The 18469-nt window shown below is 51.0% G+C and carries 16 protein-coding genes; 4 read left to right on the forward strand and 12 right to left on the reverse strand.

Going from position 1 to position 18469, the window contains the following annotated elements; all coding sequences use genetic code 11:
- Positions 1–15 precede the first annotated feature (15 nt).
- Entirely contained in the window at positions 16–2256 is a 2241-nt protein-coding gene (locus tag ACQKPA_RS29675) for an MMPL family transporter (protein WP_427495983.1), read from the reverse strand.
- 168 nt (positions 2257–2424) lie between these two features.
- Here ACQKPA_RS29675 and ACQKPA_RS29680 point away from each other — a divergent pair, with 168 nt between their 5' ends.
- Positions 2425–3048 (forward strand): TetR/AcrR family transcriptional regulator, encoded by a 624-nt coding sequence (locus tag ACQKPA_RS29680; protein ID WP_427495984.1) that lies wholly within the window; start codon positions 2425–2427, stop codon positions 3046–3048.
- A 134-nt stretch (positions 3049–3182) separates the two neighbouring features.
- Here the strand turns inward: ACQKPA_RS29680 and ACQKPA_RS29685 are convergent, their stop codons facing one another.
- The 4 genes from ACQKPA_RS29685 to ACQKPA_RS29700 all read right to left on the reverse strand — a co-directional run bounded on the left by ACQKPA_RS29685 (position 3183) and on the right by ACQKPA_RS29700 (position 7474).
- Positions 3183–3818, reverse strand: a complete 636-nt coding sequence (locus ACQKPA_RS29685; RefSeq protein WP_427495985.1) for a nitroreductase family protein — start codon at positions 3816–3818, stop codon at positions 3183–3185.
- Positions 3819–3942: 124 nt separating this feature from the next.
- Positions 3943–4392 (reverse strand): RrF2 family transcriptional regulator, encoded by a 450-nt coding sequence (locus ACQKPA_RS29690; protein ID WP_194543194.1) that lies wholly within the window; start codon positions 4390–4392, stop codon positions 3943–3945.
- 131 nt (positions 4393–4523) lie between these two features.
- On the reverse strand, positions 4524–6527 hold the full coding sequence (locus tag ACQKPA_RS29695; RefSeq protein WP_427495986.1) for a Na+/H+ antiporter: 2004 nt from the start codon (positions 6525–6527) through the stop codon (positions 4524–4526).
- A gap of 188 nt (positions 6528–6715) precedes the next feature.
- Positions 6716–7474: an SDR family oxidoreductase gene (locus ACQKPA_RS29700; protein WP_427495987.1), complete on the reverse strand. Its 759-nt coding sequence runs from the start codon at positions 7472–7474 to the stop codon at positions 6716–6718.
- Positions 7475–7698: 224 nt separating this feature from the next.
- Here ACQKPA_RS29700 and ACQKPA_RS29705 point away from each other — a divergent pair, with 224 nt between their 5' ends.
- Positions 7699–8307 carry a TetR/AcrR family transcriptional regulator gene (locus ACQKPA_RS29705; protein ID WP_427495988.1) on the forward strand — a complete coding sequence of 203 codons (609 nt, stop codon included), beginning with the start codon at positions 7699–7701 and terminating at the stop codon, positions 8305–8307.
- 145 nt (positions 8308–8452) lie between these two features.
- On the opposite strand, the gene ACQKPA_RS29710 is transcribed toward ACQKPA_RS29705, so the two are convergent.
- A complete protein-coding gene (locus ACQKPA_RS29710) occupies positions 8453–8860 on the reverse strand; it encodes an Lrp/AsnC family transcriptional regulator (protein WP_427495989.1) in 408 nt (135 codons plus the stop codon).
- Positions 8861–9031: 171 nt separating this feature from the next.
- On the opposite strand from ACQKPA_RS29710, the gene ACQKPA_RS29715 reads away from it, so the two are divergent.
- Positions 9032–10012 (forward strand): NADH:flavin oxidoreductase, encoded by a 981-nt coding sequence (locus tag ACQKPA_RS29715; protein ID WP_427495990.1) that lies wholly within the window; start codon positions 9032–9034, stop codon positions 10010–10012.
- 126 nt (positions 10013–10138) lie between these two features.
- Here ACQKPA_RS29715 and ACQKPA_RS29720 read toward each other — a convergent pair whose 3' ends face one another.
- Both ACQKPA_RS29720 and ACQKPA_RS29725 read right to left on the reverse strand, forming a co-directional pair.
- A complete protein-coding gene (locus ACQKPA_RS29720) occupies positions 10139–10738 on the reverse strand; it encodes a TetR/AcrR family transcriptional regulator (RefSeq protein WP_427495991.1) in 600 nt (199 codons plus the stop codon).
- A 72-nt stretch (positions 10739–10810) separates the two neighbouring features.
- Positions 10811–12493 carry a glycoside hydrolase family 2 protein gene (locus ACQKPA_RS29725; RefSeq protein WP_427495992.1) on the reverse strand — a complete coding sequence of 561 codons (1683 nt, stop codon included), beginning with the start codon at positions 12491–12493 and terminating at the stop codon, positions 10811–10813.
- 200 nt (positions 12494–12693) lie between these two features.
- Between ACQKPA_RS29725 and ACQKPA_RS29730 the strand changes: the two genes are divergently transcribed.
- Complete coding sequence (locus ACQKPA_RS29730; RefSeq protein WP_427495993.1) at positions 12694–13530, forward strand: helix-turn-helix transcriptional regulator; 837 nt, start codon at positions 12694–12696, stop codon at positions 13528–13530.
- A 206-nt stretch (positions 13531–13736) separates the two neighbouring features.
- Here ACQKPA_RS29730 and ACQKPA_RS29735 read toward each other — a convergent pair whose 3' ends face one another.
- The 4 genes from ACQKPA_RS29735 to ACQKPA_RS29750 all read right to left on the reverse strand — a co-directional run bounded on the left by ACQKPA_RS29735 (position 13737) and on the right by ACQKPA_RS29750 (position 18421).
- Complete coding sequence (locus ACQKPA_RS29735; protein WP_427495994.1) at positions 13737–14747, reverse strand: LacI family DNA-binding transcriptional regulator; 1011 nt, start codon at positions 14745–14747, stop codon at positions 13737–13739.
- A 148-nt stretch (positions 14748–14895) separates the two neighbouring features.
- Positions 14896–15696 carry a 5-deoxy-glucuronate isomerase gene (gene iolB / locus ACQKPA_RS29740; RefSeq protein WP_427495995.1) on the reverse strand — a complete coding sequence of 267 codons (801 nt, stop codon included), beginning with the start codon at positions 15694–15696 and terminating at the stop codon, positions 14896–14898.
- Positions 15697–15919: 223 nt separating this feature from the next.
- A complete protein-coding gene (gene iolG / locus ACQKPA_RS29745; protein ID WP_427495996.1) occupies positions 15920–16951 on the reverse strand; it encodes an inositol 2-dehydrogenase in 1032 nt (343 codons plus the stop codon).
- A gap of 24 nt (positions 16952–16975) precedes the next feature.
- Positions 16976–18421 (reverse strand): CoA-acylating methylmalonate-semialdehyde dehydrogenase, encoded by a 1446-nt coding sequence (locus tag ACQKPA_RS29750; RefSeq protein ID WP_427495997.1) that lies wholly within the window; start codon positions 18419–18421, stop codon positions 16976–16978.
- Positions 18422–18469: the final 48 nt, after the last annotated feature.

The following is an 18469-nucleotide window of genomic DNA, read 5'->3' on the forward strand; positions in this document are numbered from 1 at the left end:
GAAACACTGATGGATTTACGCTTTATTCTCAACGCTTAAGCGTTGATTGTTCTCTTCGGTAACCATCTCGGGATTGCCTGGCCAGAAAGCCCACTTGCCTAAGAGTGTTGTGATCGCGGGTACCAGGAAAGGTCTTACGATGAACGTATCCAGCATAACACCGATGGCCGTGATGATCCCAAACTGTACCAATACTTGAATCGGAAGCGTGGCCAGTACCGCGAAGGTCCCTGCCAGGATTAAACCGGCTGAAGTGATGACCGAACTGGTCTCGCCCACACCTTCTTTAATCGCCTGCTTCAGCGGCATCTGTTTCCGTTTTTGCCATATGCTCGAGATCATGAATATGTTGTAGTCTTCGCCCAGCGCGACCAGAAATACAAACGAATACAGCGGTATGGCTCCCTGGATGGCTTCTGCTCCCAGACCGTAATGAATGATAATCCAGCCGAGCCCCAGAGCCGAGAAATAAGACAAGATGACCGTAGCAATCAGATAGACGGTTGCTACCACCGATCTCAGGTATACCAATAACAGCAGCGTAATCAAGCCAATAACAACTGGAATGATCAATTTGGCATCATGTTCTCCCGCGATCTCCGTGTCATACTGGGTAGCCGTTTGACCGCTGATCCACACGGCTTCCGCCGGATTCTTGACTCCAGCCTTCTCAAGCGAAGCCTCCGCGATCTCCCTGAGATCCGGAATATGCTGCATCGCTTCCATGGAGTAAGGATTCATGGACAGCTCGATTTCATAACCGATTATATCGTTATTCTCGGCCCCATTCTGCGGTTCGGAGACACGATCCACGTAATCCTGAGCCTTCAGCCGCTCCTCGAGGTCCAAATCTTGCCCCCCGCTGTCCACCATCACGCGAACCGGCGCAAGCTCTCCTTCCGAGAACTGCTCGCCGATGACGGCGAATCCTTCACGCGAAGGTACATCCTCAGGGAAAGAGGATAGCAAGTCGTAGGTAAATTTGATCTGTGATGAGAACGTTGCAAGGCCAACCAGCAATACTAACGACGCCAAGACGACGGTCCATGGCTTCGTTGTCACGACCCGGCCGATCCGGCTCTCCTTCTCTTTGTGCGGAGCCGGAACCGGCTTTCCTCTTTTCTTGGCGTGTTCCGCTTTCATCTCCGGCGTTCTCGGAATGAAAGGGTAGAACGAACCCCTGCCGAAAATTGCCAGCAATGCAGGCACCAATGTCAAACTGGCTATGAACATAATCAGAATCGACAAGCTGAATGGCACGGCAAATCGTTGGTATGCCCCGTATTGAGCCAGCAGCAGCGCAAACAGAGACAATACAACCGTGAACCCGCTCATTGCTATAGCACCTGATGAACTTGTAATCGCCTGAAGCAAGGCTTTGCGTTTATCGGGCTCGTGCCATAACAGCTGGCGGAATCTCGAGATCAGGAACAAGCAATAATCCGTACCGGCTCCAAAGAGCAGCACGGTCATAATGGCGATGGATTGGGAATCCACCGTAATCCAGCCTTGATCCGCCATAAACCCGAGAATCGGGCTTGTTACCATATAGGCAAAGCCGACCGCTACAAGCGGGATCAGGGCCAGAATCGGCGAACGATAAATCAGCAGCAGCAATATCAGCACCAGAAGCACGGTTGCAATCATGAGCGACACGTCGGCATCCTCGAACAATCCGGTAGCATCAATAGATATCCCCACCGGTCCCGTTACGCGAGCGCTGATTCCATCTCCGCTCTGGACGGCAGCCTGAAACGGATTGCTGCCCAGCAATTGTTCCGATCGCTTCTCCAACTCGGCCGTACCTTCCTTAAGCTGGTCCGTCTCCTGATCTTCTTCAAAAAATACCGGCATCACCAGCGTGCTCTGATCCTCTGATAACTGCGCACTTAAGGCTTGCGGAGGCAGCTTATGGAAAGGAACAACGAACGTCTGATACGGGAGCGGATCGGACTCAAGGCTCGCCGTCAACTCCTGCAGCTTGGTTAAATCCCCTTCGTTCAATCCATTGGCTTTATGCCACACGATGAGAGCCGGTACTCCCCCGTTGCTAGGAAATTCCTTATCGGCAATGGCTTCCGCTATGACGGATGGAACATCTTCCTTCAGGTTGGCTGCATTGTTATCCTCTTTATCTCCAACAGCCGGCCATAGCAAATTCAACGCCAGCGCGATGAGTATCCATACACAGAGCGTGACCCATTTGCTTCGCTTTCCCGCAACCCATTTTCCGTAATTCGGTCCTGATCCGTGCATATGTAGATCCTCTCCATTCCTTCGTAGTCTTTGTACTTATCATGATTCTTCCTTCATAAACCTGAAAAAGTAGCATTGCAAATTAATTATATATACCGGTAGGTTAATTATCAATATTTATTTTGAAAATGCGCCCTTCATGTCTTACACTATAGACAGGAGGTCATCATGACAAAAATACGCAACTCCCGAAATCCCGGGCGTCCCAAAGCCACTGCCGATCAGACTCCCGTCCAGGAAACCATCCTCTGGACCGCCTCCAAGTTGTTCATGGAGAACGGCTACGAGTCCGTATCGTTGCAGCAGATCGCGAAGGCTTGCCAAGTGACCAAGGCTTCCATCTACTATCATTTCACAAGTAAACCCGAGCTGTTTAAAATAGCGGTAACCACGATTCTAGATAAAGCATATGCTTCGACTCATCGCTTTCTGCAGGAAGCCGATACCCTAGAGTCTGGATTGATCCGTGTAGCCGAAGCGAAGATTGCCAAGCCTCATGCCGAGATGGAGACCATGATGCGGGAAGCCGAGCCATTTTTATCCCAGGAGCAGATGGCCGCGATCCGCGAGGCGGAACAGCGCATTCATGAAGTCATCGCCGATCGGTTTGATCAAGCCATGCGTTCCGGCGAGCTTCGGGAAGGTAATCCTCTGCTCATGGCGCAGGCTTTTTCGGCGATGCTGATGCTGGGCAATCGTGAAGATACCCGAAGCGGTTATGCCAGCCCTCGTGATATGGCTGTTGAGATCGTAGATCTATTCTTGCACGGAGCAGTGAAACTTCCAAATTAACACGCTTTGCTCGTTAACCCCATCCTTTAGATATGAATCGGCGAGAATTAGTTCTTCGAATCATGGGCATCATCAGATCAACGCAAAAAGAACGGAGATCACCAAACAGGATCTCCGTTCTTTTTGATTATGTTTTAGATTTCATTCCAGAAAGCAACGTCTTCAAGCGGCAATCTTACCGTTGGCCGACCTGGAGCGGCTGCTTTCCCGATGGCAATCAACATGACGCTGCGGTAATGGGAAGGAATATTGAACTCTTCCACGAATTGAACTTTGTTATATCCGCCCATCGGTACAGTATCATACCCTCTGGCCCGCGCGCTCAGCATCAGCTGCATGGAGATCAGTCCGGCATCCACATCCACGATGCTTTCTTTCACGGATTGTTCCATATTCGCATACAGATTTTCGGCCGTATAGATAAAGCGCTGCTTCACCTCTTCGGTCATATATCCCGCTTCTTCAGACATGGAATAAATCTTCTCGCCCTTCTCATACCATTTCATATCGCCAAGTACAGCTATGACGGCCGAGGCTTGAAGTACATGCTCCTGATTGTTGGCAATCGGATGCAGCTTCTTCAAAAGCTCAGCATCATCGATCACAAGAAAGCGCCATGGCTGCAGATTGCTTGAGGAAGGTGCCAGTGTAGCATCCTTCAGAATCGCTTCCAGCTCTTCTCTTGGAATCTTTACCGACGGGTCGTACTGACGAACCGAGTGGCGTTCCTGAATCACGGTTTGAAAATCGGGTTTTGTTATGGTAGACATGGTTTTTCCCCTCCAAAATTATATTGTGCATTTTTTTGCACAGTTTAAATCGCGAATTAACTGTGTTGATTTATGCACAGTATATAGCAGACTGGATTTCTTTGTCAATCACATTTTGAAAGGTTCACTGAGCGATGTCCGCGATCGTCCGAGATTCCAGTATTTTCAGGGTACTGTCCTCAATCTCGGATAGAATGCCGACAAAGGATTCCTTGATTTCCTCGGCAAAACAATGTCCGGAAGCCGCATCCAGCATGCTGTCGCTGATGGAGCTGTGGACTTGAAGAATCGAGTAAACTTCAGCCAGTGTAATGTCGCAGGCATTCTTCTTCAGCCGGTATCCCCCGTCTCTTCCTTCACGCGACTCAATCATATCGGCTTGCGCTAGTGTTTTCAGCACACGTCGAATCAAAGTGGATTCCGAGTGCAAATACGAGGCGATATCGCCGCTCGAGCATTTACCGGAGTGACGTTCAAGCGTAACCAGCGCTTGTACAGCCAGACTGAAGGTTTTATAAGTGGACGGGCAGGCCATTGTCGATTTTTTGGAGGCCGCTTCTTTATGGATGCTCATGTTCCTACCCCCTTTTTAAGATTAGAATTGCCTTAAATAGGCATTCTGCAGCATTAGCTGTCGTTCCCATCAAGCTTTTCATTATTGTAACGTAAACCTGACACTCCATCAAGCGCAACAAGGACCATCGTCTAATGGCCCTCGTCTTCAACCAGTGCTTGAGACTCATACAAATTCGCCTCTCGGTAATTCACATCCATTCTCAGATGACTCGCCAGCGCCCGGTCAATATCGCCCTGTTCATACATGCTTTGTATCTCGTTACGCTCGGACTGAATCGCTTTAAGTTCCAGTTCCCTACGTTCGCTGCTGAGCTTCTGTTTCTTACGGCTCCATACAAGATCATTCTGAAGATAATGCTCCATTGCGCGATAGTCTGCAATAACCGCTTGCAAGACTTCCTGCCTCTCCGCCGGTTTCACCGTTTGAATCTCATGTATTGCTGCGCGAATGGCCTCCAACTTCAATGCTTTATACATATCCCAATCCGGATGATCCGGAGACATGCGCGTATCTTTGGACTCGTTTTTTTTCAACAAGTGCTTCAAGTTCCGCCATAAATTCTTCATGAGCAGCTTGAACTTATATCGGCTGGTAAGCAGCATCTCGACTTTGTTCAGCGAGGATAGGAACTGCTCCGCGACCCTTGCGGAAGCTTTATGTTCCTTAAGCCATCTTTCTGCAACGTTCCGTTCCGCTGTAAGACCGATTCTTCTGACTGTGATCGTGGCTTCCCAGAACTCTCGCATGTCGCTCTTATCCGTTATTTGAGATTGCTGAAGACGCTTCGTATACGCATAGATGAGCTGAACTGCCTCTTCCTTATTTTCATCCGTCATTTCTTCACGCACGGTACGGATACCCGCTTGCAGCATATGAAGCCGTGCTTCTTTCTCGCGATTGATCACCGCGGACGAATCCACATGTTTCTCCCGTGTCAGAAGCGGAAGCAGAACACTCGCGATCACCAGAGTTAACAAGATCACGCCCGCACAGATGAATAACATTAAGCTTCGCTCCGGAAAAGGACGGCTGTCCGCAAGGGTTAGCGGTATGGAAAAAGCCGCAGCCAGCGTCAATGCTCCCCGTACGCCCGATAGTGCAGTCAGCAGGGAAGATTTGAACTGACGGTTCGTAGATGCCCAGACCCAAACGAAACGCAGCATTATCAGTACAGCCGTTATAAGAAAAATATAACCGAGAACTTGTCCATTGTTATAGGCAGGGTCACTCCATATTTGATTAACGACCCCTGGGATTTCATGCCCGAGCAGAATGAACACCAGCCCATTTAGCGTGAAGAGAATGACCGACCAGGTGCTGTCCGATACCACTCTGAGCTTTATGGACGCCGAACGCATGCGATCCCTCTCCACAGCATGGGTGACACCCGCTGCAACGACAGCCAGAATCCCGGATAGATGAAATTCCTCGGCTATAAGGTAGATGATGAATGGCGTCAGAATGATGATCAGCATATGAAGCGTAACGTCCTCCATACCGAGCCGGCGCAGCAGCATTCGGAACCAGATCACAAGAAATCCTAGAAGTGCACCGATCACGATGCCTCCAACCGCAATAACAAAAAAACTGCCGATGGCATTCGTTAAAGAAAAATAACCCGTTACTGTAGCCGCAATCGCAAAATTAAATGCAACGAGACCGGATGCATCATTCATCAGCGCTTCGCCTTCAAGTAAATGCATGATTTTTCCCGGCAACTTCACCCTGCCTGACAGGGAGCCCACCGCAACCGCATCGGTAGGCGAGAGTATCGCCGCCAGCGCAAATGCAGCCGATAACGGTATGGTCGGAATAAGCCAATGAATGAAAGGTCCCGCGATCAGAACCGTTGCAAATACGAGACCTAGCGCCAGCAGCAGAATACTGGACCTGAGCTTCCATAACTCTTCGCGCGGGGTAAGCTTCCCGTCATTGAACAAGAGCGGCGCGATAAACAGCACCATGAATAATTCCGGGTTCAGCGGAACGTGATGGAACCCGCGAATATAGGCGGCCCCGATCCCAAGCGCAATCTGAATCAACGGGACAGGTATGAACGGCAGAAATCGATTGATGATGTTTGAAATACCGACAAGGACCAGAAACATAAGTACCATAAGAAATATTTCCACAACCCGCTCCCTCCTCGAAGAATACCTATGTAACATTCGGATGACCATCAATAGACTGATATAGGTTGTGTAGATTACTAATGGTTTATTTATGAGCTGGGAAAGTTTCAACCGTTACTCCGTCGCAAAAAAACAAGGCTTTCTAAAGGAGGTATCCTTTAGAAAGCCCATGCGCTTGCTCTTGCTTATTAATATGCAGTCCAGCCTGCATCGGCTGTAACCACAGTACCGTTGACAAAGCTGGCTTCATCGGAAGCCAGGAACAATACCACTTTCGCAATTTCCTCCGGTTCACCTGTCCGCGGGTTCAGGTTAATCCCAGCCATAGCTCTTTCCATGCCAAACGAGTTCGGTGCGTTGAGGGTGATGCCGATATTCGTGCTGACGCCGCCTGGAGCAACCGCATTACAACGGATTCCCTGCGTTGCATATTGGAAACCGACATTCTTCGTTAATCCGACAACGGCATGCTTAGCGGCCGTATACGCTGCCCCTGCTCTGGACCCCATTAGACCTCCAGCAGATGCAATGTTGACAATGACTCCGCTTTTCTTCTCCAGGAAGATTGGCAATGATTTACGAATGGTTCTCATCGGTCCCGTTGTGTTGATGGCAAATACGCGATCCCACAATTCATCCGTTAGATCAGCAGCCGGTACGAAGTTGTCCATAATGCCAGCGTTGTTGATCAAAATATCAAGCGTTCCATATTCATTAACAGTAGCATCTACCAGCTGCTGAACATCTTCTTCCTTGGCCACATTCGCTACCAATGCGAGGGCCGTGCCGCCTTTTGCCGTAATTCCGTCAACAACGGCTTGCGCTGCCTCAAGACGCAGGTCAGACACAACAACCTTTGCGCCTTCGGCGGCAAACAGTTCCGCTGTCGCTTTTCCCATACCGGAAGCAGCACCCGTAACTATCGCAACTTTACCAGCTAATCTCATGTTCCATACCCCCATTATTGGTTTGATATCATTTCGAAATTCAGTGACAATATTCAACAACTGTATAATACATGACATATGTCAATTCTAGTATAATTGTAGTATGATTTAGGTCACAATCATTAAAAAACAAGAATGTGTGCGATATCGAACAAAAAACATAAATTTGTTTATATTTCAATAATTAAAATTCGTTATATTTTTAACCGAAAGGACTCGACTCTATGAAAACGAGCAATAAAACGACCGACCGTCGCATCGTCCGCAGCAAAGAAGCTTTAAAGCAAGCGCTTCTATCACTCCTCTCGCAGAAGAGTTTCTCCAGCATTTCCATTACGGAAATCGTAGAGTTAGCCAATTACAACAGAGGAACCTTCTATACCCACTACGACAACAAAGAGTCTCTTCTGAATGATATCCTGACTCCATTAATGGAGGAACTGATTGCTTCCTTCCGGGCTCCCTACGGGGAAGTAGACGTATTTCATATCGATGAGCTGCCTGCGAATGCCGTAACAATATTTGATCATATTCATCAAAATGCAGATGTATATACGGCCTTATTCAAAAGTGATGTTCTGCCGCTGGTCCGGGATAAAATGTTCTCGGCATTAAAGCAAATCGCCACGGAGGATTTGGACTATCCCAGGGGAGAACTCAACCATGAACTTCTCATCATCTACAACATGCACGCTTTAATCGGCCTGGTATCCCACTGGATCGAGAACAATTTCCACTATTCCGTCCCTTATATGAGGGATCAGCTGGTTCTCATGATCAACTGGAAGCCGAGAAGCGTTAGAACACAAATCAAGCGTACGGACCCTACATGAAATCAAAGAGCTGATAACATAGTAAAAAACATAAAAAAACCATCAACCCGATCAAATAGCAAATCGAGCGGATGATGGTTTGGGTTGTTGAATCAACGGTCCAGATCGTGTACCAGCCTTATCTCCCCGGATGTTCTTATTCTTGTTAGTCGAGAGGCGTGGAAAGAACCGTCATCGTCGTGGTGTGGCCGTACTCACTGCACTGATAGATGAAGGTTTCGAGAGATTTCATGGAATCCGTTTCGATTTTCATAAGAAAATTGTATTGTCCGCTGACCTGATAAATCTGGGTGACCTCCTGCGATTGTTTGGCGAATGCCGTCAGCCGGTCACAATGGGTGGCTTGAATCATGATGAAAGCCGTTACGCCCTTCCCCATTTTTTCTGGTGAAATAACCGCTCGATATCCCGCAATTACTCCCTTCTCCTCCAGACGCTTCACACGCTCGGATACCGCAGGCTGCGTCATATTGACCTTTCTCCCCAATTCGGAGAAGGAGATTCTTGCATTATTTTTTAACAACTCCAAGATTTGAAGATCAATCTGATCCATGTATACACTCCTCTTCCTTACGTAAATTCAATTTCAAATTCGAATGCACGAAATTGCTATAAATTCAAAGTAATACGGTAGGAATGCCTTGAGTTTCATCTGTAACTGCAAGGCCCCGATTTATACAATGGAACTAGGTTAACAAGCATTCATTCAAGGAGGAAATATACAATGACCATCAACCTGCACGATCCCATCCAAATCGGAACGGTACAATTGAAGAACCGACTGATCATGGCTCCTATGCAGCAAAATCAAGGAACGCCGGACTCTTATGCAACGGATTACCATGTGAAATTTTACAGTGAACGAGCGGAACATGTTAGTTTGATCATTATCGAATCTACTGTCGTTTCAGCAAATGGCCGGCTGTTCCCGGACGATATCGGGATCTATACCGAGCAGCATACGCTTCCCCTACGCAGGATTGTCGATGCCGTCCATGCGAAAGGAACGCCAATCTTCATCCAATTAACCCACGCCGGCAGAAAAGCATGGCCCGCCGTCACCAAGAAACCCATTGCTCCTAGCGCGATTGCCTACGATGGTGAATACGTGCTCCCTCAAACGATGACGCAAGCAGACATTAACGAAGTCATCGAACAGTTCCGGATGGCTGCCCGACGAAGCCGGCAGGCCGGCTTTGATGGAATCGAGCTTCATGCCGCTCATGGTCATCTGCTCCACCAATTTCTCTCTCCGCTTTCGAATCGGCGATCGGACGCCTATGGAGGAAGCCTGGAGAACAGAGTCCGATTGATCCAAGAAGTTCTGGGGGCCATCCGAACCGAAGTAGGGATCAATTACCCGGTGCAATTGCGGGTTTCTGCATCCGATTTTGCCGATGGCGGCCTGACGCCAGCAGAGGTCGCGCTCGCCTTGACATACCTGGAATCCGAGCTGGATGCCGTGCATGTATCTTCGGGCGGTCTCGTACCTGCGGCACCTTTAGCCACACCGGAGGGCTACCAAACACCCTATGCTGCAGTGATCAAACAATATGTAAAAATACCGGTGATCGCGGTCGGCAATATCCGAACCCGCGCGTTCGCCAATTTCATTCTAGCAGATGAGATGGCAGACATGATAGCCATCGGCCGACCATTGCTGGAGAATGCGAAATTCGGTGAAAAGATGCTGTCCTTAGCTTAAAAGCACCGTCTCAAGAGACATGATTTTTTACCAGCGCATAAAAACAGATAAGCCAAAGGCCGCTCCCAAAGGTAGTTTCGAACTCCCCATGGATGCGGCCTTTACTTTAATACCGATCAATAATATCTATACTCTAGAGAAAATAGCGTCGAGTGTACTTTCGACGATTCGATCGGCTAACTCTCGATTCATCGTAGCGGAGTTCATCACCCGCAGACCATAGTAGCTGCTTAAGAACAAGCTGGCCTGCTGCTTCGCAGAGCGTTCAGCCAGAATCTCCCCCGATTGAACCGCCTCTTCCATCACACTGATCAAGTCTTCCTCGAGATCATAAATATATTGCCCGAATATCCGTTCAACCATCGGGTCCCGTCCAGCACGTTCCATACTAATATTAACCGCCATGCAGCCGCGATGATTCGGATCCGAAAAATCCATGCCGATCGCCCATTCAAACAATGCTCGCAGTCTTTCCTTAACCGGGATGGACCGGCCCAGAATCTCTCTGGATATCTCCAGGCCTTCATCATTGTAACGTTGAAGCACCTGCTCGAATAACTCATTCTTGCTGCCAAACGCATTGTACAGGCTCCCTTTACCAAGCCCTGTCTTCTCGCACAGCTCTTGCGTGGAACTCGCTTCATAACCCTTGGACCAGAATACGTCCATGGCTGCATCAATGACAGCTTCTTTCTTGAACTCACGCGGTCTTCCGTTCGTGGTCATTCCCCTCATCCTTTTATGAACATGATCTTTGTTACTATAAAGTATAGGGTTTATGTACCACTCAGTCAAATATTATAATTCCCCCATAAAGAGTCGTCGAACGGTTTCATACGCCAGCTTCGGACGCCGATATTCATCCACGATGCCTTTGCTGTTCCGCGTGCATGAGCGATTCAGCAGCCAGCCAAGCCCTTCCGTCACGCGGCAATCGCTAAATTGCCATATGAACATCCCGGAAATGTATTCGCGCTTCATGTATGCCTTCAGATTGCTCGCGATAATATCGGCCTGCCGCTCCTCGGAGCCTTTCTCCCGATTCGGACTGCGGAATCCATAGAATCCGTCCCCTCCGAATTCACTCATGATCATGGGTTTACCTTCTCCGCCAAGCGCATCTGCCCAGCTTCTGGCCAGATCCGCCAGTTCCCCAGGATTCTCGTCGGTATACCAGCCTGGATAGAGATTGAATGATACGATCTCCGCCAAATCAAAACATTTCTCTTGATCCCGATGATGGGAAGCGAAGGACCGGGGCCTGCTAGGGTCAAGCTCCCGAATAATGGTTAGCTGCTTCTCGTAGTGAGCTCTCCCCTCCTCCGTGTGACTGGCGCATTCATTCAGAATGGCCCATATAAGAATGGACGGATGGTTAAAATGCTGCAGCACCATCTCACGAGTCACCTGCTCGCTCTGCCAACCGAAATTCGGGTGCAGCATCTGCTCCAGACTCAAACCGCGGGCGTGATTTTCTTCCCATACCGCAATACCTCGTTCATCGCATAGATCGAGAAATCGCTCATCGTTCGGATAATGGCTCGTCCGAACAGAGTTACACCCAAGCTCTGTCATGAGGTCCACATCTTTTACCATGAGTGGCAGCGGCAGTGAGGAACCGGCCATGGGATGGTCCTCATGCCGGTTAACGCCTTTGAGCACGAGATCCTGGCCGTTCAATTGGATTTTTCCGTTATGTGTTGTTATCTCGCGAAAGCCTATGCGGTCCAGCCAATCATCGCAATCCGTATCATCAACGGCTAGGACCGCTCGCAGCACATACAAATTCGGGTCGTCCAGCGACCATTCCAACACACCGGGATAGGATACGGTGGCTATTCGTTCGACTCGCTCCCCTGGCTTCACTTCAAAGCTTCCTAGCGCCCCCTCCACCTCAGCCAGCGAACCGCGGAGTGATCCTTTCTTCATAAGGCTTCCAAGATTTCGAATCACAACCTTCCAAGAACCGTGCCAAACTCCGTCCTGTTTATATGGAGTGAACATGACGTTTTCAATGTATAAATCGCTTATCTCTTCCTGGGCAACCGGCCGAATAATGCCGCCGTACGTATAGTAATCGTTAGGAACATGAAGGGCCGATTCCTCGTTAAAGGAATTATCCACGTACACCAGCAGTTCATGTTCACCGGCTTGAACTTCCGGGATGACCATGTCAAAGGCGGTATATGCGTTATAATGACGAACTGCCAATTCTCCGTTGAAAAAAACATGTGCCGTGTGGCTGACCCCTTTGAATTCGATTCGCAAATTGGTCTTTCGAGACAGCGAGATGATTTTGCGGTATACCCCAACTCCCCTATAGTTTCCGAAGCGTGGATGCATCTCCCAGCAACCGGGAACAGGCAGCTTATCACTGTAACTGGCAGGTCGCTCCCCTATGCCGGATACTGGAGCAAACTCCCACATTCCCTCCATTTCCTTGCACTTTCGAATATGGTGGGTATCAAATAATCGCAGCATCTCTTCTCCTCCTATCCATCATGCGGCTTTGAGGATCCCCCCAAAATCCGGATAGCTATACACTAGATTATTGGTGCAGCGTACTCCATAGAAAAGCCGGTACTAAACATGTAAAAATCGCTCCTTATGTCCCTGGCGATTGTTGTGATCCTGAGTTATTCTTTTCTTATATCACCTATCGGAATGGAGGCTGGACTGCCGTGTATGATGCTCGAGATTTGGTTGTGCGGATCAACTGGACCTTCCAAAAGACAACCTCTTCCAATTGGTCTGATATCCGTAATAATACGTCAGTGCACAGTTTCTACTGGATCCATGAAGGCAGCGGAATCTTCCATGCGGATCAAGCATATCCGGTAAGTCAAGGCATGCTGTTTTATATGGAACCAGGCTTGCAGATGCGTATGAAAAGCGCTCCGGAAGCCCCTCTTACCATAAGCATGGTGCTGTTTGAATGCTGCTGCCTTCAACATTCCCGGTCTGAATGGCAGCTCCCTCAAAGCGTTCAGCGGCTTGAAATCCCATTTAAGGTCCATTATCTAGGCGAGAAAGCCATCGGGATGGACCATGGTTTCAGCGAGTTGACAAGGGCTTGGGTTCCCGGGAATACGGAGAGTGAACTGGAGAGCAGCGCCCTCCTTCTAAGGCTGATCGCCAAATTACATCAGCAGAACAAGCCATCTTTAATAGAGCCCGCATATGAGGCATATCACCGGATTAAATCAGACATCGAAGACCATTACGCCGATCCGCTTCATATTGGATCCTTAGCAAAAAAACATGCCATATCGGAGTCGTATTTGCGAAAGCTGTTTATGAAGCATCTGCATGTTTCTCCCAAGGACTACCTGACCGACATCCGTATGCGGCATGCAGAGCGTTACTTGGCATACACGTCGTATACATTGAGGTTTATCGCCAACGCATGCGGATATTATGATGAATTTCACTTCAGTAAAGCATTTCATAAGTACAAAGGGATGGCTCCCGCAGCGTTTCGAAAAAGCTCAAAACCTGCGAATGATTCAACCCTGTAACGGTTGCTGATTGGTGTCTTCGCGTGTACCATTTAGATCTAAAAAAACCTTATGTAAGCGAAATGAAATTCTATATCAAAAAACGGACTTTAGAGACGTTATTCAGCACTAGCATCAAATCGACTGCCAATGCCTATGATAACGACTCTGTTGTCCGTTTTAACTGGAACATGATTCGTGGTGTAACCTATTGTCTCCAGAAGATTTTATCCCGGCGGCGGGGCCGTGGATCGGCGGATGACCAGCTCCGGGGGAAGCACAATTCGCTGTGGAGGTTCTCCCTGGCTGGACAGATTCCTGACCACAAGGTCCACCGCCAGGCGGCCCATCTGTTCCATCGGCTGGGCAATAACGGTGAGCGGCGGATCGGTTACTCGGGCCAGAATCGTATCGTCAAAGCTGACGACCGAACAGTCCTCCGGAACGCGCAGCCCGAGCTCGCGGATCGCCTGAAGTGCGCCGATCGCCAGCAGGTCGTTGCAGCAAAACAGCGCCGTGGGCGGTTCCTCCAGTTCCAGTATGGCTTTGGCTCGGCGGTATCCGTCTTCGATCTTATGGTCACAGGCCGCAATATAGTCGGGAGATGGCCCCAAACCGAGGGAGGCGGCAGCCTCGACAAACCCCCTTACCCGCTCATTGCTGCTCGTCACCCGTTCATGCTCGGCGAGTACCGCCAGCCTGCGGTGACCGAGACGAAGCAGATGCTCAGCAGCCAGACGGCCCCCTTCCAAGTCATGAACTCGAACGCTGCTGGCGGCAAGTGCCGGATTGTCCCGAGCGATAAGGGCTATAGCCAGCGAATGCTCCTGAAGCGGCTTAAGCAGCTCGCCATGGGATACGCCCGTACCGATAATTACGCCGTCCACCTGCTTTTGTCTCAGCAGGCTGACATAGCGCTTTACCTTCTCTTCCTGGTTGTCCGTGCTGCAGATGATCACGCTGTATCCAAGCTGATGCCCGTGATCCTCGACCGATCGTGCAATCTCGGCGAAAAAGGGGTTGGAGATGTCGGGGACGAGCAATCCCAGGGTATAGGTTTTTTTGCCGGCGAGGGCTGAGGCAATCGCATTCGGCCGATAATTCAGGCGCTGCATGATATTGAGAATCTCCTCACGCCGTTCGCGACTGATCTTGCCCTTGCCGTTCATGACATGAGAGACGGTAGCAATGGAGACGCCGGCTTCGCGCGCAACGTCATAAATAGTCGCTCTTATCATCCCTTGGACTCCATTTGTTTAATTTTGGCATTTCAATTCATTATGAGCTTTCATATCGATTAGCGCAAGACCGTTTCGTCGTTAATACTGCCTGCAGACATGACACTAATGATCCTGGTCCATAGCACGTCCCCTGATTTCACCTGCTTTATCTCATAAGCCAATTATGGTCCGGATCATTGCGGAATTTCCATATTCGCTTCGGCCCCGCCATGACGTTGAGGTAGTACACATCATACCCGGGAGGCGCGGATACCGGATGGTAGCCCTCAGGCACCATAACGGCCTCGCCGTCTTTGACCGCCATCGTTTCGTCCAGCGAATGGTCATCGGTGTAGACCCGCTGAACGGCAAAACCGCATTCCGGCTGAACCCGGAAGTAGTAGGTTTCCTCCAGCAGCGATTCCTCCGGCAGCTCGTCGCGGTCATGCTTGTGCGGCGGGTAGCTGGACCAGTTGCCCCCGTCCGTAAACACCTCGACCACCAATAGGCTGTCCGCAGGCTTTTGCTCCGGCAAAATATTATGCACCAGACGGGACATGCTCCCGCTCCCGCGGTTCTCCACGCCGACCTCTTCCGGCGCGATGAGACGGGCCTCATGAGTGCCTTTCCCCGGGGCAAGGCACACCGCCAGCTCCATTTCAGTTAGTGCTGTGACCTCGAACTCTTTCTGTGAGGGCACATAAACCGTATAGGGAGGCGTCTTTTCAAACACGCTCATGCGTTTGCCAATGTTGTGCCAGCTCTCTCCCCCGGCCCTCACGTCGGCTCGACCGGTTAACAGAACAAGAGCCGCTTCCTGATCTCCCGTGACTCGTCTCAGCGTCTGTCCTTCCCGTAAACGGAATACTTCAAAGCCCACATATGTCCAGCCTGCGCTTTGCGGCGTAATGGACAGCACGCGCCCGTCCAGGTCCGGCGTCGTTATGGGTACAATTAAGTTCGGCATGGTATTCCTCCTTAATGTTTCTGTCTCTGCAAATGATGAAGCTCCAACAGATAGCTCTCCGTTTAAGTAAGATATTCCAGCGCTTGGGCGACAGCTTCTTATATATCGATTTCAGGCAGAGATCGGAGGTTAGCGAACACAAACGTTTATGTCTTCTTGTTCAGCCAGCTTAGCCATCCTCTCGACATCCCGCTGCCAATTGCAGCCTCTCCGGGTTTCGGATTTAGCCTGCCGATATGCCGGTGGTGAGCTCGGCCAGCTTCACCGGGCGGCCCTGCTGGAGCGAACGCTTGGCCGCCAGGGCGATCAGCTCTGCCTGAAGGGCGTCATGGCCGCTGACTGGCACCGTGGTACCGTTTTGCAAGCTGTCGATAAATTGCCGCGTCTCGTTCATGTACGCTTCCTTGTACCGCTCCAGGAAGAAGTACAGTGGTTTGTCGCGGGTAACGCCATCCGGGCCGCTGACTACGGCGGTGCTGGGATAGTCGTTGTCAGCGGAGACGCAGCCGCCGGAGCCGAACACCTCGATCCGCTGATCATAACCGTAAACGGCCTTGCGGCTGTTGTCGATGACGCCGAGCGCTCCGTTTTCAAACCGCAGCGTAGTGAGGGCGGTGTCGATGTCGCCCAGCTCTCCAATGGCAGGGTCCACGAGTACTGCTCCCTGGGCATACACTTCGACTACCTCGCTACCCGATAGAAAACGGGCGATGTCGAAATCATGAATGGCCATATCCATAAACAGCCCGCCGGACACTTTAATGTAATCCGGATGCGGCGGGCTCGGATCACGCGAGGTAATCTTGATCAGATGCGCTTCCCCGATTCTCCCCGCGGACACAATCTCCCGAACCCGGCTGAAGTTATGATCAAACCGGCGGTTGAAGCCGATCTGCAGACTTACGCCTGCCGCTTCCACGGCCGCCAGCGCCTCGCGGGTCTGATCCACGCTCATGCTGACCGGTTTCTCGCAGAAAATATGCTTGCCGTTCGCCGCGGCCTGCTTGATCAGCGGGACATGGGTATCCGTAGAGGAGCAGATCAACACGGCATCGATATCCGGATGTTCCAAGATATCGTTACTATTAGTCGTAACCACAGGAATGCCGCGTTCCGCTGCCCAGGCCCTCAACTCGTCGCCGGCGAACAAATCGCCGATGGCCGCAATTTTCGCACCCGGCATGCGCAGCAGATGATCCGCATGGATTTTGCCGATTCGTCCGGCACCGATAATGCCGATATTAATGGTTTTCATATGAACGTCTCCTCTGCTTAAAGGCTACCAGCGCGCCGTTACCATTTTCTTGCGGGTATAGAACTCCACGCCGTCCGTTCCATTCGCATGCAGATCCCCATAGAAAGAATTTTTCCAGCCGGAGAACGGAAAGAACGCCATCGGTGCTGGAACGCCGAGGTTGACGCCAAGCATGCCGGCATCGATATGCTCACGGAATTGGCGCACGTCGCTGCCATCCTGCGTGAACAGGCAGGCCCCGTTCGCAAAGTCCGAGCGGTTGGAAATCTCAATCGCTTCCTCCAGCGATTCCGCACGCATGACAGACAGCACGGGGGCAAAAATTTCGTCCTTCCAAATCCTCATCTCGCTGGTCACCTCATCAAAAATCGTCGGTCCGACAAAATATCCGTCACCCCTCACGGCCTCATCGCTCCGTCCATCGCGCACCAGCCTGGCGCCTTCTTGCTCGCCCGCCTCGATATAAGAGATCGTGCGCTCCTTGTGAGCTCGCCTGATAACCGGCCCGAGGAAGACGCCTTCGTCCGCTCCGTTACCGATGATCATCTCATCGGCCGCCTGCTTCAGCTTCTCCAGCAGCGGCTCCGCCACGTCGCCCACGGCCACGACGACGGAGCAGGCCATGCAGCGCTCGCCGGCGGAACCGAAGGCCGCGCTGACGATCTGGGTCACGGCAGCATCCAGGTCGGCTGTCGGCATCACAATGCTGTGATTCTTCGCTCCGGCCAAGGCCTGCACACGCTTGCCGTGGGAAGAAGCGGTTTTATACACATACTCCGCCACCGGCTGGGAGCCGACGAAGGACACGGCGGCGATGCCGGGATGTTCCAGAATGCCGTTGACTACATCATGAGCGCCATGAACGATATTCAGAACGCCGTCCGGCAGACCGGCATCGGCGAACAGCTCCGCCAGACGCTGAGCCAAGAGCGGCGTGCGCTCCGACGGCTTCAGCACGAACGCATTGCCGCAAGCGATGGCGAGCGGGAACATCCAGCACGGCACCATCATCGGAAAGTTGAACGGCGTGATACCCGCCACAACGCCGATCGGATACCGGTACATGCCGGACTCCAGGTTGGTGGCGATGTCGGGAAGCTGCCTGCCCATCATCAGCGTAGGCGCACCGGCCGCGAACTCCACGCATTCGATGCCGCGCTGCACCTCGCCGTAGGCTTCGGCATAGCTTTTGCCGTTCTCCGCCGTAATCAGGCGTGCCAGATCCTCCCAGTGCTCTACCAGCAGCTGTTGATATTTGAACAGAATGCGAGCGCGGCGAGGAACAGCTGTCTTGGCCCAGGCACGTCCCGCTTCGGCGGCCGCCTGCACGGCCTGATCTACCTCCTCTTTGGTGGATAGAGGAACGTAAGCGAGGATCTCTTCCGTCGCGGGATTGTATACGGGATCGGTTGTTTCGGATCGGGATGGAACGAATTGTCCGCCGATATAATTGCTCAGGGTTTGCGTCATGGCTGGTTTGCCCCTTTCGATTGGATCAGTAAAATAGAACACAACGAA

Source organism: Paenibacillus sp. NPDC093718, from assembly GCF_050279985.1.
Classification (GTDB): Bacteria; Bacillota; Bacilli; order Paenibacillales; family Paenibacillaceae; genus Paenibacillus_AQ.

Excerpts from the sequence above, each read along its gene's own strand:
- ACQKPA_RS29675 (WP_427495983.1), bottom strand. The coding sequence starts at position 2,256 with ATGCACGGATCAGGACCGAATTACGGAAAATGGGTTGCGGGAAAGCGA.
- ACQKPA_RS29680 (WP_427495984.1), top strand. The coding sequence starts at position 2,425 with ATGACAAAAATACGCAACTCCCGAAATCCCGGGCGTCCCAAAGCCACT.
- ACQKPA_RS29685 (WP_427495985.1), bottom strand. The coding sequence starts at position 3,818 with ATGTCTACCATAACAAAACCCGATTTTCAAACCGTGATTCAGGAACGC.
- ACQKPA_RS29690 (WP_194543194.1), bottom strand. The coding sequence starts at position 4,392 with ATGAGCATCCATAAAGAAGCGGCCTCCAAAAAATCGACAATGGCCTGC.
- ACQKPA_RS29700 (WP_427495987.1), bottom strand. The coding sequence starts at position 7,474 with ATGAGATTAGCTGGTAAAGTTGCGATAGTTACGGGTGCTGCTTCCGGT.
- ACQKPA_RS29705 (WP_427495988.1), top strand. The coding sequence starts at position 7,699 with ATGAAAACGAGCAATAAAACGACCGACCGTCGCATCGTCCGCAGCAAA.
- ACQKPA_RS29710 (WP_427495989.1), bottom strand. The coding sequence starts at position 8,860 with ATGGATCAGATTGATCTTCAAATCTTGGAGTTGTTAAAAAATAATGCA.
- ACQKPA_RS29715 (WP_427495990.1), top strand. The coding sequence starts at position 9,032 with ATGACCATCAACCTGCACGATCCCATCCAAATCGGAACGGTACAATTG.
- ACQKPA_RS29720 (WP_427495991.1), bottom strand. The coding sequence starts at position 10,738 with ATGACCACGAACGGAAGACCGCGTGAGTTCAAGAAAGAAGCTGTCATT.
- ACQKPA_RS29725 (WP_427495992.1), bottom strand. The coding sequence starts at position 12,493 with ATGCTGCGATTATTTGATACCCACCATATTCGAAAGTGCAAGGAAATG.
- ACQKPA_RS29735 (WP_427495994.1), bottom strand. The coding sequence starts at position 14,747 with ATGATAAGAGCGACTATTTATGACGTTGCGCGCGAAGCCGGCGTCTCC.
- iolB (WP_427495995.1), bottom strand. The coding sequence starts at position 15,696 with ATGCCGAACTTAATTGTACCCATAACGACGCCGGACCTGGACGGGCGC.
- iolG (WP_427495996.1), bottom strand. The coding sequence starts at position 16,951 with ATGAAAACCATTAATATCGGCATTATCGGTGCCGGACGAATCGGCAAA.
- ACQKPA_RS29750 (WP_427495997.1), bottom strand. The coding sequence starts at position 18,421 with ATGACGCAAACCCTGAGCAATTATATCGGCGGACAATTCGTTCCATCC.